Below are 14,672 nucleotides of genomic sequence, written 5' to 3' on the forward strand. Positions count from 1 at the left end.
CGAGCCGCCCGGTAGATCGCCCCTTTACCGCGGTCGCGTTTGAACCTGCTCGAACAGGTAAGAGCCAGCGCATGGCGGAGACGGTGAACCGGCTCGACATCCTGCTGTGGCACGTGCACGGCTCGTGGACCAGTTCGTTCGTCCGGGGAAGACATCGCTACCTGCTGCCGGTGCTGGCCGAGGGCGGGCCGTGGGGGCGCGGGCGCTGCGGGCGCGAATGGCCGTCCGCCCAGGAGATCCCGGCCGGGGAGCTGCGCGAGACCGAACCCGATGTCGTGGTGCTCCAGCGACCCGAGGAGCTCGGCCTGGTCGAACGCCGGCTCGGCCGCCGCCCCGGTAGCGATATCCCGGCGGTGTACGTCGAGCACAACACACCGCGCCCGCACGCGGCCACCACCCGGCATCCACTGGCCGACCGCGCCGATATCCCGCTGGTGCACGTCACCCATTTCAACGACCTGATGTGGGACAACGGCCGCGCGCCCACACGCGTCGTCCCCCACGGCATCGTCGATCCGGGCGCACGGTACACCGGGGAGATCCCACACGGTGTCGCCCTGATCAACGAGCCGCTGCGGCGTGGGCGGATCACCGGAACCGATCTGCTGCCGGCCTTCGCCCGGGCCGGTCCGATCGATCTGTACGGGATCGGCGCCGCCGAATTCACCACCGAAAACCCTACCCCGCACCCCGTGCGGGGTATCGCCGATCTCGACCAGGCCGCTCTGCATCAGGCGATGGCGCGGCGGCGCGTCTATCTGCACACCGCGCGCTGGACCTCACTCGGCTTGTCCCTGCTCGAGGCCATGCATCTGGGGATGCCGGTGGTCGCCCTGGCGACCACCGAGGCGGTCCGCGCCGTCCCCCCGGAAGCGGGAGCCCTGTCCACCGATATCGCCGTACTCACCGCGCGGTTCGACGAATACCTGCACGAACCCGACCTGGCGGTGCTCGCCGGGAAATCGGGACGGCAGTACGCACTGGAGCACTACGGTCTCGATGCCTTCCTGCGCCGCTGGGATGGTCTGCTCGCCGAGATCACCGCATAGGCAGGCACGCCGGATCGGAAAGGCGGACCCATGAAGATCGCGATGGTATCCGAACACGCCAGCCCGCTGGCCGCGCTCGGCGGCGTCGACGCCGGTGGCCAGAATGTCCATGTCGCCGAACTCGCCACCGGGATGTCCCGGCGCGGACACGATGTCACCGTCTACACCCGGCGTGAAGAGGCCGCCGCACCCACCACTGTGCGGACCGAACAGGGGTATCGCGTGACCCGGGTGCCGGCCGGCCCGCCGGAGATACTGCCGAAGGACGAACTGCTCCCGTTCATGGACGAATTCGGGGAGTTCCTCCGGCAGGACTGGCAGCGGGAGGCGCCCGATGTGGCACACGCCCACTTCTGGATGTCCGGTCTCGCGACGCTCGCGGCCGCACCCGCGCTCGGCGTTCCGGTGCTCCAGACCTTTCACGCGCTCGGCGTGGTCAAACGTCGATACCAGGGCGCCGCCGACACCAGTCCGCCGGCGCGGGTGGAGCTGGAACAGGGCATCGCCGACCGGGCCGACCGCGTCATCGCCACCTGTACCGACGAGGTGTTCGAACTGGTCCGGATGGGACTGCCGCGGACCCGCACCTCGGTGATTCCGTGCGGGGTGGACCTCGAGCGGTTCACCCCATACGGTCCGCGCGCCGCCAGGTCGGCACGGCATCGGATCGTCAGTGTGGGCAGGCTGGTGCCGCGCAAAGGTTTCGATATCGCGATCACCGCGGTGGCGCGGCTGCGCGACACCGAACTCCTGCTGGTGGGCGGACCCGACGACGGGCGACTCGCCGACGACCCCGAAGCGCAACGACTCTCGGCGCTGGCCGACGATCTGGGGGTGGCCGACCGAGTGCACCTGCTGGGCCAGGTACCGCGGACGGAGATGGCACCGCTGCTGAGATCGGCGGATGTGGCCGTGTGCACCCCGTGGTACGAACCTTTCGGCATCACCCCGCTGGAAGCGATGGCCTGCGGGGTGCCGGTGGTGGCCGCCGCGGTGGGCGGGCTCACCGACACTGTCGTGGACGGCGTCACCGGCAGACTGGTGACACCCCGGGAAGCCGGCGAACTGGCCGACGCGATCGATGGCCTGCTGAACGCGCCGGAGACCAGGGCGAACTTCGGGCGCGCCGGGCGTGAGCGGGTCCGGGCGCGCTATTCGTGGGACCGGATCACCGCGGAGACCCTGCGGGCGTACCGCCGGGTGGTCGACGCGGCCGTAGGCGCCGAACCCGGCCGGGAAGAGGCCCGATGAGCGGGCGGGTGAGCGGGCACCGCGCCGGGCACGACCGGCGGGTGCTGGTGACCGGTGGCGCCGGTTTCGTCGGCTCGCATCTGTGCGAACAGTTGCTCGACGCGGGCGCGTCCGTGGTCGCGCTCGACAATTTCGCCACCTCCGCGCCGGAAAACATCGCCGGACTGGTGGACCGGCCCGGTTTCGCGCTCATGCAGCACGATGTGACCGAATCGTTCTCCGGCCTCGGCTGGTTCGATATCGTCTTCCACCTCGCGTCGGCCGCCTCGCCGCCCGACTATCTGCGGCTACCGATCGAGACGTTACGAGCCGGTTCGCTCGGTACCGCGAACGCCCTCGATCTCGCCGAACGCACCGGCGCCCGGTTCGTCCTCGCCTCCACGAGCGAGGTGTACGGCGATCCAGGTGTCCACCCACAGCCCGAGGGCTACTGGGGCCATGTCAATCCGGTCGGACCGCGCAGCGTCTACGACGAGGCGAAGCGGTATGCCGAGGCATTGACCATGGCGTACCGCCGGGAGCGCGGCGTGAACACCGGAATCGCCCGGATCTTCAACACCTACGGCCCCCGGATGCGCGCCGACGACGGCCGGATGGTGCCCACGTTCATCGCCCAGGCGCTGGCCGGCGTCCCGCTGACCGTGGCCGGCACCGGCGAGCAGACCCGGTCGCTGTGCTACGTCGAGGACACGGTGCGTGGACTACTGGCGCTGGCGCGCACCGATCATCCCGGACCGGTCAATATCGGCAATCCCTGCGAACTCTCGGTCCGGTCACTGGCCGAGGAGATCCGCGCGGCGACCGCGAGCCACTCCACGCTCGAATACGTGGACGGGGTGACCGACGACCCACAGCGCCGGTGCCCGGATATCTCCCTGGCCCGGCAGGCTCTCGGCTGGCAGCCCACCATCGACCGGACCGACGGCCTGCGCCGCACGATCGACTGGTTCGCCGGGCGGACGGGACCGCCGGGTGGTCCGCCGCGCCCGGTAACGAAACGGCAGCCCGGTTTGGCGGTGAATTCCACGGGTAGCGCGTAGACGACCTCGTGGTACTAGCCCGTATCCCCTGAGGAGAGGCGGCCCAGTGCGCATTCTCGGTGTCAACGCGGTATTCCACGATCCCGCTGCCGCGCTCGTCGTGGACGGTGAAATCGTCGCCGCCGCGGAAGAGGAGCGGTTCACCCGCCGCAAGCACGGTAAACGGCCGGTTCCCTTCGCGGCCTGGGAGATGCCCGAGCAGGCCGCGGCGTGGTGCCTGGAGCGCGCGGGTCTGCGGCCCGACCAGCTCGATGCGGTGGGCTACTCCTACGACCCCGCGCTCGTGGACCATTCGCTCGGCGGTCTCGACCCGTCGAGTGAGGAACTCCGCACCGACTACGCGCGCCGGGCCCCGGCGTTCCTGCGTACCGCGCTCCCCGGTCTCGACCCCTCGATCGTGCGTTTCGTCCGGCACCATCTCGCCCATGCCGCCTCCGCGGCGCTCGCGGCGCCGCTCGGCGATGCCGCGGTGCTGGTGGCCGACGGGCGTGGTGAGAGCAGTTCCTATCTCGCCGGGGAGTACCGGGACGGCAAATTCGTCGAACTCGCTGCCCAGCGACTACCGCATTCGCTCGGCCTGATGTACGAGGACCTCACGGAACACCTGGGTTTCGCCCGTTCGAGCGACGAGTACAAGGTGATGGCGCTGGCCTCCTACGGCACGCCGCGCTTCCTCGACGAATTCCGGGAACTCCTGTACACCACCGGTGACGGCGGCTTCCGGACCGAACCGGTGGACTGGGCGCGGTACGCCCCGGCGGTGACCGGCGGTCGACTCGGCCCCGACCACGCCGATCTCACCGCGAGTGTGCAGCGGCGACTCGAGGAGGTCCTGCTGGAGCTGACCCGGTGGCTGCATCGGCAGACCGGGCAACAGGATCTCACTCTGGCCGGCGGTATCGCGCTCAACTGCGTCGCCAACACCCGGCTGCACGCCGAAGGACCGTTCGACCGGATCTGGGTGCAGCCCGCCTCGGGTGACGCGGGCACCGCGCTGGGGGCCGCACTGCAACTGGCGGCCGAGTTCGGGGAGCGGGCCGCGCCGATGCACCGCGCCGACCTGGGCCGCGAGTGGACCGACGCGGAACTGGAAGCCGTATTGCGGACGGCCGACCTCCGGTACAGCAGGCCGGCGGATGTGGCGGCCGAGGTCGCGGCGGCGCTCGCCGCCGATCAGGTGGTCGCCTGGTTCCAGGGCCGGGCCGAATACGGTCCGCGCGCCCTCGGGCACCGGTCGCTGCTCGCGCATCCCGGCCGGGCGGCCAATCTGGAACGCCTCAACGATGTCAAGGGCCGGGAACAGTTCCGGCCGGTCGCGCCGATGGTGCGGGCCGACCGGGCGGGTGAGATCTTCGGCCGCGGGCCCCTGCCCAGCCCGTACATGCTGTTCGTGCACGATGTGGCACCGGACTGGCAGGACCGGATCCCGGCGGTGACCCATGTGGACGGGACGGCGCGGGTGCAGACCGTCGATCCGGCGGACGACCCCTTGACCGCACGTATGCTCACCGAATTCGACCGTCGCACCGGGGTCCCGGTGGTCGTCAACACCAGCCTGAACACCGCGGGCCGGCCGATGGTGGACTCACCGCGCGACGCGCTCGAATGTTTCGGTTCCGCGCCGATCGATGTGCTCGCCATCGGTCCGTTCCTGGTGCGTCGCCGGTGAACCGCCTCGACTACAGCATCGTCGTTCCGACCACGGGCCGGGACAGTCTCCGGCTGCTGCTGGAGGCGCTGGAAACCGCGACAGGGCCGCGTCCCCGGGAGATCGTCGTGGTGGACGACCGGCGCGGTGGCGGTGAGCTCCCGCTGCCCGACAGCAGCACACCAGTACACGTGGTCCGCTCGGGCGGCCGCGGCCCGGCCGCCGCGCGCAACGCCGGGTGGCGGCACGCCACGGGAACCTGGATCGCCTTCCTCGACGATGATGTACTCGTCGCCGCCGATTGGCCGGACCGCCTGGCCGCGGACCTGCTCGGGCTCCCCGCGGACACCGCCGCGAGTACCGCGCGCATCGAGGTCCCGCTACCGGCACACCGCCGGCCCACCGACGACGAACGCGGCACCGCCGGACTGGCCACCGCCCGCTGGATCACCGCGGATATGGCCTACCGCCGATCCGTGCTGGTCGCTGTGGACGGGTTCGACGAGCGATTCCCCCGGGCCTACCGCGAGGATGCCGATCTGGCCTTACGCGTCTGCCTCGCCGGTTACGCCATCGCCTCCGGGCAGCGCGTCACCGTCCACCCGGTCCGCGCCTCCGGGCCGCTGGCCAGTGTGCGGGCCCAACGCGGTAACGCAGACAACGCGCTGATGCGGCGTAAATACGGTGCGCACTGGCGGCGGCGTATCGGCGAACGACGCGGTCTGCTCCCCCGGCACGCGCTCACCACGGCGGCGGGCGCGGCGGGCCTGGCGTTCGGCGCGGCCGGCCGGCCGCGCGAAGCCCTCGCCTGCGCCGTGGCCTGGGCGACGCTCACCGGCGAGTTCGCGCTGCGGCGTATTGTGCCCGGTCCGCGGACCCCGCGCGAGATCGGACGGATGGCGGTCACCAGCGCACTCATCCCCCCGGCCGCGTGCTGGTACCGGATAAGCGGCGAACTGCGCCACCGCCGCGTGACCCATCCCGCCCCGCACGCACTGCTTTTCGATCGCGACGACACGTTGATCGTGGATATCCCCTACCTCGCCGACCCCGCCGGCGTGCGGCCGGTGCCGGGGGCCGTCGACGCCCTGCGGCTGGTGCGGGCGGCCGGAATCCAGCTGGGTGTCGTCAGCAATCAGTCCGGGGTCGCGCGCGGTCTGATCAGTCCGGGCCAGCTCGCCGCGGTCAACGACCGGGTCGAGGAACTGCTCGGCCCGTTCGGGACCTGGCAGGTCTGCGTACACGGCGAAGACGACGGCTGCGTGTGCCGCAAACCCGCGCCCGCGATGGTGCGGCGCGCCGCGGCCGAACTCGGCGTCGATATCGAACGCTGCGTACTGATCGGCGATACCGGCGCCGATGTGGCCGCCGCGCTGTCGGCCGGCGCCCGGGCCGTCCTCGTACCCACGGCACGCACCCGGCCCGAAGAGGTACGCCACGCACGGGCCGCGGCGATGGTCGCGCCGGATCTCACCGAAGCGGTCCGGATGGCGATGGCGGGTTCGTCATGACGGGCCGGGTCCTGGTGGCGCGGATGGACAACGTCGGCGATGTGCTGCTGGCGGGGCCTTGTGTTCGCGCGGTCGCGGCACACGCCGCATCGGTGACGCTGCTGGCCGGGCCGCGCGGCCGCGCGGGCGCCGAACTGCTCCCCGGCGTGGACCGCGTGCTGACCTGGTGCGCACCCTGGATCGACCCGGAACCTCCGGCAGTGACCGCGTCGGATATCGACGCCTTCGTCGAGGAACTACGCGGCCTGGAACTGGAACGCGCGCTGATCCTCACCTCTTTCCATCAGTCGCCGCTGCCCCTGGCGCTGGTGCTGCGGATGGCCGGGGTCGGCTGGATCGGCGCCATCTCCGAGGACTATCCGGGTTCGCTGCTGGATCTGCGACACCGGGTCACCGGCGACCTGCCCGAGGCCGAACGCGCGCTCTCGCTGGCCACCGCGGCCGGGTTCCGGCTACCGCCGGGCGACGACGGCAGGTTGGCGGTGCGCGGCCCACTCCCGGACGTCGGCCATCTCACCGGCGCGCCCGGATATATCGTCGTGCACCCCGCCGCATCGGTACCGGCTCGTCAACTGTCCCCGGCGCGCTCGGCGGCCGTCGTCGCCGCGCTCGCGAGCGCCGGTTACCGGGTGGTCGTCACCGGCGCCGCCGCCGACCGGCCGATCACCGGCCCGGTGGCCGGTGGTCACGCCGTCGACCTCGGCGGCGCGACCACCCTGCCCGAACTCGCCGCGGTACTGCGGGACGCGAGCGTCGTGGTGGCACCCAATACCGGGCCGGCGCATCTGGCCGCGGCCGTCGGATCACCGGTCGTCTCCCTCTTCGCGCCGGTGGTCCCCGCGGCCCGGTGGGCGCCCTACGGGGTGCCGGTGTCGGTGCTCGGCGACCAGGACGCAGCGTGCCGGGACAGCAGAGCGCGGGAATGCCCGATCGCCGGACATCCGTGTCTCGAGTCGATTTCCCCGGACGACGTCGTGCTGGCGGTGAAAGAACTCAGTGCAGGCGGGTGCACCGGTCTGCGGACAGGAGGTGTGTCGTGATGGAGGAACATTTCGCGGCGCTGTGCAAGGCACTGCAACGCACCAGTTCCCACGCGCCGGAGATCCACGGGTGGGGACGCGAACTGGCCACGGTGTTCCGCGCCGGCGGGCGGCTGCTCGCGTGCGGTAACGGCGGCAGCGCGGCCGAGGCCCAGCATCTGACCGGGGAACTGGTCGGCCGTTTCCGCAACGAGCGACGACCGCTGTCGGCGATCGCGCTGCACGCCGACACCTCCGCGGGGACCGCCATCGTGAACGACTACGGGGAGCACGAACTGTTCGCCCGGCAGGTCCGCGCCCACGGCCGGCCCGGCGATATCCTCGTCCTGTTGTCCACCAGTGGCACCAGTCAGAATGTGGTGGCCGCCGCGAAAGCCGCGCACGATATCGGCGTCACCACCTGGGCCATGACGGGACCGGCGCCCAATCCGCTGGCCGCCCTGTGCGATCGCGCCATCGCCGTGCAGGCGCCGAGCACCGCCACCGTGCAGGAAGTGCATCTCGCCCTGGTGCACACGCTGTGCGCGGCGCTCGACGAAGCATTGGGAATTCCGGCGTGAAACCGCTGATCGTCCTCGGTGACAGCCTGCTCGACGTCGATGTCGAAGGCGACGCGACCCGGTTGTGCCCGGAGGCGCCGGTTCCCGTGGTCGATGTCCGGAGCAGGCGGTTGCGGCCGGGGGGCGCCGGGCTGGCCGCGATCCTGGCCGCCCGGTCGGTGGCCGAGGTCGTGCTCGTCACCGCGACCGCCGACGACGACGGCGGTCGCAGCCTGCGGCGGCTGCTCGACCCGGAGGTCGAGGTGATACCGATGGCGCTGCGCGGCGAAACGGTACGCAAGACCCGCATCCGCGCGGGCGGTCAGTCACTGGTCCGGCTGGACACCGGCGACGGCACCGCGGAGGCCGGTCCGCTCGGCCCCGCGATCGTGCGTGCCCTGCGCGCGGCGGGGGCGATCCTGGTCGCCGACTACGGACGCGGGGTGGCCGCGCACCCCCGGATCCGCCGGTTGCTGACCGAACTCGCCCCCTCGGTGCCGGTGGTCTGGGACCCGCATCCGCGGGGGCCGGCACCGGTACCGGGTGCCGCGCTCGTCTCGCCGAATATGAGCGAGGCGCGGCAGTTCGCGCCCGGGTACGCCGAGCCGGACGAACTGGCGAAGGTGCTCCGCGACGAGTGGACCGCGGATTCCGTGGCTGTCACGCTCGGCGCCGACGGGGCCGTCCTGGCCAACGGTAAACGACTGGCCACGGTGCCGGTCCCCGCCGAGGTCCGCCCTGGCTCCGCCACCCACGACACCTGCGGTGCGGGCGATCGGTTCGCCTCGGCCGCGGCGGCGGCCCTGCTGGATGGATCGACGGTGGCCGAGGCGGTGGATCGGGCGGTGGGCATCGCGGCCGGATTCGTCGCCGACGGTGGCGCGGCGGCGTTGTCGCGCAGCGACGCCCGCGAACCCGCGAGCACCGCCCGCACCGAGAGCGCCGGTTCGGCGTTCGAGGTGGCGGCGGAGGTCCGGGCGCGCGGCGGCCGCCTCGTCGCGACCGGCGGCTGTTTCGATCTGCTGCATCCCGGTCATGTCAGCCTGCTGCGCCAGGCCCGCGCCATGGGCGACGCGCTGATCGTCTGCCTCAACTCCGACGACTCGGTACGGCGGTTGAAGGGGCCGAGCCGTCCGATCGTCGCCGAACGCGACCGCGCCCGGCTGCTCGGCGAACTGGCCTCGGTCGACGCCGTCACGATCTTCGACGAATCCTCCCCGGCCGCGCTGCTGGAGCGACTGCGCCCCGATGTCTGGGTCAAGGGCGGTGATTACGCCGAAGCGGATCTGCCCGAGGCCGGCGTCGTCCGCCGGCACGGCGGTGAGATCGCGCTGATTCCCACGGTCCGCGGCTATTCGACAACTCAGCTGGCCACCCGGTCCCGCGGCTGACCCGAGAACGAAGGAGTGCGATGCGAAACCCTGGAAACATCCTGATCACCGGCGGCGCTTCCGGCCTCGGCGCCGCGGTCACCGCCGCAGTGCTCGAACACGGGGGCCGCCCCCTGGTGATCGACCGGGACCAGCCCGAGACCACCGTCGATTTCGTCCGGGCCGATCTGGCCGATACCGCCGCCGCCGACAATGCCGTGCGCGAGCTCCTCGACACCGCCGGCGGCCGGATCGACGGTGTCTTCACCGCCGCCGGAACCGACGCCTGCGGGCCGCTCGACCAGGTGCCCGCCAAGGACTGGGAACGGGTGGTCCAGGTGAACCTGCTGGGCACGGTGGCCGTGGTCCGCGCGGCGCTGCCCACCCTGCGGCAGCACCGGGGCACGGTGGTCACCTGCGCTTCCACCCTCGGCCTCCGCGCCGCGAGCGATGCGACCGCCTACTGCGCATCGAAGTTCGGGGTCATCGGCTTCACCCGAGCGCTCGCTGCCGAAACCGCGGGGGAGGTCGGGGTGACCCTGCTCGTCCCCGGCGGAATGCACACGGCGTTCTTCGACGGGCGCGCCGAGAAGTACAAGCCGCCACCGGACGCGAAACTGAATCGGCCCGCGGATGTCGCGAACACGGTGCTGTTCGCGCTGGGCCAGCCGCCCGGATGCGAAGTCCGCGAGCTCGTGGTCTGCGCCTCGGAAGAGGGGTCGTGGCCCTGAGCGGCACGATTCTCGTACTGCGCGCGCTCGGCCTGGGCGATCTGCTGACCGCGGTGCCCGCACTACGGGCGCTGCGGGCCGCCTGTCCGGACGACCGCCTGGTGCTGGCCGCGCCGGAACCACTGCGCGGACTGGTCGACCTCATCGAGGCGGTGGACGAGCTGCTGCCGACGCCCGGGCTGGGTGCGCTGCGCCGGCCACCCGAACCGCCGCGCCTGGCGGTCAACCTGCACGGCCGGGGCCCGGAGAGCATCCGTGACCTGGTGGCGACCGGGCCGGGCGCGCTGCTGACCCACCGTCATCCCGATTTCCCGGACCGGGGCGGACCGGCCTGGCGCACCGACCTGCACGAGGTCGATCGCTGGTGCCGGCTGCTGGAGTACGCGGGCATCCGGGCCGATCCCACCGCACTCGGGCTGCGGCCGCCGCCGGTACCCACGCCGGTACCGGACGCGGTCGTGATCCACCCGGGCGCCGCCTATCCCGCCCGGCGCTGGCCACCCGAACGTTTCGCGCGCGTGGCCCGTGAACTCGCCGCCGACGGCCGCCCGGTGGTGGTCACCGGTTCCCCCGAGGAGGTGCCGCTGGCACAGGCGGTCGCCGGCCGGGCCGGGCTCCCGGACTCCGCGGTGTACGCGGGGCGTACCGATGCGGCCGGGCTGGCCGCATTGGTTGCCGGTGCGGCGCTGGTCGTCTGCGGCGATACCGGTGTCGGGCATCTCGCCACCGCGTTCGGTACGCCCTCGGTACTGCTGTTCGGGCCCACCTCGCCGGGCACCTGGGGTCCGCCGCCCACCGCCGAGCGTCATATCGCGCTGTGGGCGGGGCGTCTCGGCGATCCGCACGGGAACCGTACGGATACCGGGTTGCTCATGGTGCGACCCGAACGTGTGCTCGGCGCCGCGGCCGAGGTCATCGGAAAGGGAGCACACCATGGGTAGCCGTGTCGGGGTGGTCGGCGCCGGATATGTGGGACTCACCAGTGCCGCCTGCCTGGCCCACCTGGGTCACCACGTGATCTGTCTCGACAACGACGAGACCAAGATCGAACAACTGCGCGCGGGCCGGGTGTCGATCGTGGAGCCGGGGCTACCGGAACTGGTCCGGGCGGGACTCGACGAAGACCGGCTCGTCTTCACCACCGACCCGGAGTCGCTGGCCGAGGCCGAAGTGGTCCTGCTGTGCCTGCCCACCCCCAAGGGTGACGGTGGAGCAGCCGATCTGGGTGTGCTCGACACCGCTCTCGCCACGCTCTCCACCGTGCTGCGCCCGGACTGCACCCTCGTCACCAAATCCACTGTGCCGGTGGGGACGGCTGCCCGGCTCGCGGCGCGCCACGGCCGCGCCGGAGCAGCTGTGGTGAGCAATCCGGAATTCCTCCGGGAAGGCCGTGCGGTACAGGATTTCCTGCGGCCCGACCGCGTGGTCATCGGCGCGGCGGAGCAGGACGCGGAATACGCCGACCGGGTCGAAGAGCTCTACGCCGGAACGGGTGCCACGGTATTGCGCTGCGATACGGCCGGCGCAGAACTCGCCAAGTACGCCAGCAACGCTTTTCTGGCGGTGAAACTGTCGTTCGTGAACACGCTGGCCGAATTGTGCGAACGCGTGGGCGCCGATATCACCGAGGTCACCGGCGCGATGGGGATGGACGACCGGATCGGGCCGGATTTTCTCGCGCCCGGACCCGGCTGGGGCGGCTCCTGCCTGCCCAAGGACACCCACGCCCTGCTGCGCGCCGCGGAATCGGCGGGCGTGGACTTCGCCATCCTGCGCGACGCCGTGCGCGCCAACGACCGGCAGCACGCCATGGTGCTGCGCAAGGTGCGGCGCGCGGTCACCGGCTCGATCGACGGTTCACTGGCCGGGGCCCGCATCGGCGTACTGGGGCTCGCGTTCAAGGCCGGGACGGGGGATCTCCGCGACTCCCCCGCGGTCGCGGTGGCGCGTCAGCTCTGCCGGCACGGCGCCACGGTGACGGCCTACGACCCGTGCGTCCCCGACAGCACTCCCGGCCTCGATCCGGTACAGGTGGTGGACGACCCGTACCTGGTCGCGGAGGGCGCGGCCGCGCTCGTGATCCTCACCGAATGGCCCGAATTCCGCGCTCTCGACTGGTCGCGGTTGAAGACCCGAGCCGACCGGGCGATCATCGTGGACAGCCGCAACCTGCTGGACCGCGACGCTCTCCACGGAACAGGTTTCGAGGTGGTGGGTATCGGTACCGGCGCCGACTGACCGCGCCGATATCGCCGGCCCCGGTGCGCCCGGCCGGTTTGCCGGTATCGGGCTCGGGTAGGGCGACGATATGACCGGAGGTGTCACCGATACCGAGTCCACCGCGGAAGCGGCGGTCCGGGCCGCGGCCCTGCCGTTGCCCGGCGGAGTGCCGACCGACGCGGAATTGCTCGATTTCGTGGGCGGGGCCCGGTACGTATTGTTCGGCGAGGCCACCCACGGTACTGCCGAGTTCTATGCGACCCGCGCGCGGATGACGCGTACCCTCCTCGATCGCGGCGGTTTCCGAGCCGTGGCCGTCGAGGCCGACTGGCCCGACGCCTACCGCGTGAACCGGTATGTGCGCGGTCGGGGCGACGATCGCGACGCGGTGGACGCGCTGCGCGGTTTCACCCGGTTCCCGATGTGGATGTGGCGCAATACCGTCGTCCGCGATTTCGTCGAATGGTTACGCGAGCACAACCGCCGGGACCCCGGACGTGCCGCCGGTTTCTACGGGCTCAATCTGTACAGCATGTTTCGCTCGGCGGCGGAGGTGATCGGCTACCTCCAGGGGGTCGATCCGGCGGCCGCCGACCGCGCCCGCGAACGCTACGCATGCTTCGATCAGCACCTCGACGAACAGCGTTACGGTTACGCCGCCGCGTTCGGCGCCGGGCAGGACTGTGAGGACGCCGCGGTCGAGCAATTGGTGGACCTGCAGCGAATTACTACCGGGCAACTGCCCGGCGACCGGCCGCTCGATCCGGACGAGCGGTTCTATGCCGAGCAGAACGCCCGCCTGGTCACCGCGGCCGAGCAGTACTACCGCGCGATGTTCGGTACCCGGGTGGATTCGTGGAACCTGCGCGACGCGCATATGTTCCAGACATTGACCGCGTTGGGCGACCATCTGCGCCGGGATCACCCCGACGAGGCGAAAATCGCGGTGTGGGCGCACAACTCCCATCTCGGCGACGCGCGGGCCACCGAAATGGGCGCGGCCGGCCAATGGGATCTGGGACAGCTCGTCCGGGAGAATCTCCCCGGCGTGGCGCGGATCCTCGGCTTCACCACGCACACCGGATCCGTGCTGGCCGCCGCGGAGTGGGACGGTCCGCCGCGAGTGGAACGGGTGCGCCCGTCGCTGCCGGGCAGTGTGGAAAATCTCCTGCACCGGGCGGGTGGCGACCGTTTCCTCCTGCGATTCGATCGCGAACCGGTGCCCGAACACCTGCGTTCGGCATTGCTCGAGCGCGCGATCGGGGTGGTGTACCGACCGGATACCGAGCGGCAGAGCCACTATTTCCATGCCCGCCCCGCCGACCGGTTCGACGCGCTCATCCATGTCGACGAGACCACCGCGCTCGCACCCTTGGACCCGGTCACTCGGCCGGGGACCGAAGAGCCCGGCGAGACCTATCCCTTCTCCGTATAGCGAGCCGGCGCCGGCCGACGGGACAGGTCCGCCCGGGTTCGGCAGATGGACCGGGCCGGGGCGCCTCGGCGGCACGACTCCGGCCCGGCTGCTGCCCGGTTTCTCAGAAGATCGCCTTGCTGACCGAGTCCGGGCCGTCGAAGGACCGGTCCGGTAGACCTCCGAGGACGTCGAGCACATCCGCGTCGGCTCCGTTCTTCTTCGCCGTGGAGACGAGGCCGTCGCGATCACAGGGATAATCGACCCCGGACAGGTACTTCTGCACCTGCACAGGACTGATCTGGCTCATACTGCGCTCCCTTGCTCGAAACTGTTGTCGGCACGGCGATTCGACTCGCCGCGGTCACGAACTCTGCGCCGGCCCGCCCGGCCGGCACCCGGTGCTCCGCCGCCGAGACGATCAGCTCAGACGGCGGGCGAGTAACGCCTTCGCCTGCTCGGCACCCTTACGGCTCTCGCCCTGCGCCCGCCGGAAGAATTCGGCGAGCTCGGTATCACCGGCCCGCTCGGCGTCCTGGCTGTAGACCTCCATACGCAGTGCGTTGCTCAGCGACGCCTCGGCGAACCAGAGCAGGTCGTAGTCCTTGTCCTTGGTTCCGGTGATCTGGCCGGTTTCCTGATCGATCGGCATATCTCCCGCACCTCCTGAACCTTGTTGCCGATGACGGCTGCTTGCCGTCACCCGGCCGCCTACCCGGGGCCGGTCCGGGCAAACACCCTTGCGCCGCGGGAAACGGCGCCGTGCCCGCGACTCGCCGCGTCCAGCGGGGAACCCCGGCGCGTAGGGTGAGGAGAGACGGGTTCACGTTCGCCTTGAGATTCCAGGGTCGACCCGGCC

At 71.3% G+C, this 14,672-nt stretch carries 14 protein-coding genes; 12 read left to right on the forward strand and 2 right to left on the reverse strand.

All coding sequences use genetic code 11. The features are described 5' to 3' along the window. The first annotated feature begins 71 nt into the window (after positions 1-71). The 12 genes from NF4_RS05685 (at position 72) to NF4_RS05740 (ending at position 13,834) form a co-directional block, all read left to right on the forward strand. Positions 72-1,049, forward strand: coding sequence for a glycosyltransferase (locus NF4_RS05685; RefSeq protein ID WP_063126232.1), 978 nt, complete (start codon positions 72-74; stop codon positions 1,047-1,049). A gap of 30 nt (positions 1,050-1,079) precedes the next feature. After that, complete coding sequence (locus NF4_RS05690) at positions 1,080-2,300, forward strand: glycosyltransferase (protein ID WP_063126233.1); 1,221 nt, start codon at positions 1,080-1,082, stop codon at positions 2,298-2,300. Next, the gene (locus tag NF4_RS05695; protein WP_084532877.1) at positions 2,297-3,340 is read left to right on the forward strand and encodes a UDP-glucuronic acid decarboxylase family protein; all 1,044 of its coding nucleotides are present in this window, start codon (positions 2,297-2,299) and stop codon (positions 3,338-3,340) included. Before NF4_RS05690 ends, NF4_RS05695 begins: the two co-directional genes overlap by 4 nt. A 46-nt stretch (positions 3,341-3,386) precedes the next feature. Next, positions 3,387-5,009: a carbamoyltransferase family protein gene (locus NF4_RS05700; RefSeq protein WP_063126234.1), complete on the forward strand. Its 1,623-nt coding sequence runs from the start codon at positions 3,387-3,389 to the stop codon at positions 5,007-5,009. Next, entirely contained in the window at positions 5,006-6,499 is a 1,494-nt protein-coding gene (locus NF4_RS05705) for an HAD-IIIA family hydrolase (protein WP_063126235.1), read from the forward strand. The genes NF4_RS05700 and NF4_RS05705 overlap by 4 nt, the downstream gene beginning before the upstream one ends. Further along, on the forward strand, positions 6,496-7,539 hold the full coding sequence (locus NF4_RS05710) for a glycosyltransferase family 9 protein (protein ID WP_063126236.1): 1,044 nt from the start codon (positions 6,496-6,498) through the stop codon (positions 7,537-7,539). Before NF4_RS05705 ends, NF4_RS05710 begins: the two co-directional genes overlap by 4 nt. Then, positions 7,536-8,099 carry a D-sedoheptulose-7-phosphate isomerase gene (locus tag NF4_RS05715; RefSeq protein WP_063126237.1) on the forward strand — a complete coding sequence of 188 codons (564 nt, stop codon included), beginning with the start codon at positions 7,536-7,538 and terminating at the stop codon, positions 8,097-8,099. The genes NF4_RS05710 and NF4_RS05715 overlap by 4 nt, the downstream gene beginning before the upstream one ends. Continuing rightward, positions 8,096-9,469, forward strand: coding sequence for a PfkB family carbohydrate kinase (locus NF4_RS05720; RefSeq protein ID WP_063126238.1), 1,374 nt, complete (start codon positions 8,096-8,098; stop codon positions 9,467-9,469). Before NF4_RS05715 ends, NF4_RS05720 begins: the two co-directional genes overlap by 4 nt. A 20-nt stretch (positions 9,470-9,489) precedes the next feature. Further along, positions 9,490-10,179 (forward strand): SDR family oxidoreductase, encoded by a 690-nt coding sequence (locus NF4_RS05725; protein ID WP_063126239.1) that lies wholly within the window; start codon positions 9,490-9,492, stop codon positions 10,177-10,179. Continuing rightward, the gene (locus tag NF4_RS05730) at positions 10,170-11,120 is read left to right on the forward strand and encodes a glycosyltransferase family 9 protein (protein ID WP_063126240.1); all 951 of its coding nucleotides are present in this window, start codon (positions 10,170-10,172) and stop codon (positions 11,118-11,120) included. The genes NF4_RS05725 and NF4_RS05730 overlap by 10 nt, the downstream gene beginning before the upstream one ends. Next, complete coding sequence (locus NF4_RS05735) at positions 11,113-12,417, forward strand: UDP-glucose dehydrogenase family protein (protein ID WP_063126241.1); 1,305 nt, start codon at positions 11,113-11,115, stop codon at positions 12,415-12,417. The genes NF4_RS05730 and NF4_RS05735 overlap by 8 nt, the downstream gene beginning before the upstream one ends. Before the next feature lie 70 nt (positions 12,418-12,487). After that, positions 12,488-13,834 carry an erythromycin esterase family protein gene (locus tag NF4_RS05740; protein WP_063126242.1) on the forward strand — a complete coding sequence of 449 codons (1,347 nt, stop codon included), beginning with the start codon at positions 12,488-12,490 and terminating at the stop codon, positions 13,832-13,834. A gap of 103 nt (positions 13,835-13,937) precedes the next feature. Here the strand turns inward: NF4_RS05740 and NF4_RS05745 are convergent, their stop codons facing one another. Then, positions 13,938-14,123 (reverse strand): DUF2795 domain-containing protein, encoded by a 186-nt coding sequence (locus NF4_RS05745; RefSeq protein ID WP_063126243.1) that lies wholly within the window; start codon positions 14,121-14,123, stop codon positions 13,938-13,940. A gap of 111 nt (positions 14,124-14,234) precedes the next feature. Then, entirely contained in the window at positions 14,235-14,465 is a 231-nt protein-coding gene (locus NF4_RS05750; RefSeq protein ID WP_063126244.1) for a hypothetical protein, read from the reverse strand. Positions 14,466-14,672 lie beyond the last annotated feature (207 nt).

Source organism: Nocardia fusca NBRC 14340 (assembly GCF_001618425.1).
Taxonomy (GTDB): domain Bacteria; phylum Actinomycetota; class Actinomycetes; order Mycobacteriales; family Mycobacteriaceae; genus Nocardia; species Nocardia fusca.

Excerpts from the sequence above, each read along its gene's own strand:
- NF4_RS05750 (WP_063126244.1), bottom strand. The coding sequence starts at position 14,465 with ATGCCGATCGATCAGGAAACCGGCCAGATCACCGGAACCAAGGACAAG.
- NF4_RS05695 (WP_084532877.1), top strand. The coding sequence starts at position 2,297 with ATGAGCGGGCGGGTGAGCGGGCACCGCGCCGGGCACGACCGGCGGGTG.
- NF4_RS05690 (WP_063126233.1), top strand. The coding sequence starts at position 1,080 with ATGAAGATCGCGATGGTATCCGAACACGCCAGCCCGCTGGCCGCGCTC.
- NF4_RS05745 (WP_063126243.1), bottom strand. The coding sequence starts at position 14,123 with ATGAGCCAGATCAGTCCTGTGCAGGTGCAGAAGTACCTGTCCGGGGTC.
- NF4_RS05740 (WP_063126242.1), top strand. The coding sequence starts at position 12,488 with ATGACCGGAGGTGTCACCGATACCGAGTCCACCGCGGAAGCGGCGGTC.
- NF4_RS05735 (WP_063126241.1), top strand. The coding sequence starts at position 11,113 with ATGGGTAGCCGTGTCGGGGTGGTCGGCGCCGGATATGTGGGACTCACC.
- NF4_RS05685 (WP_063126232.1), top strand. The coding sequence starts at position 72 with ATGGCGGAGACGGTGAACCGGCTCGACATCCTGCTGTGGCACGTGCAC.
- NF4_RS05710 (WP_063126236.1), top strand. The coding sequence starts at position 6,496 with ATGACGGGCCGGGTCCTGGTGGCGCGGATGGACAACGTCGGCGATGTG.
- NF4_RS05725 (WP_063126239.1), top strand. The coding sequence starts at position 9,490 with ATGCGAAACCCTGGAAACATCCTGATCACCGGCGGCGCTTCCGGCCTC.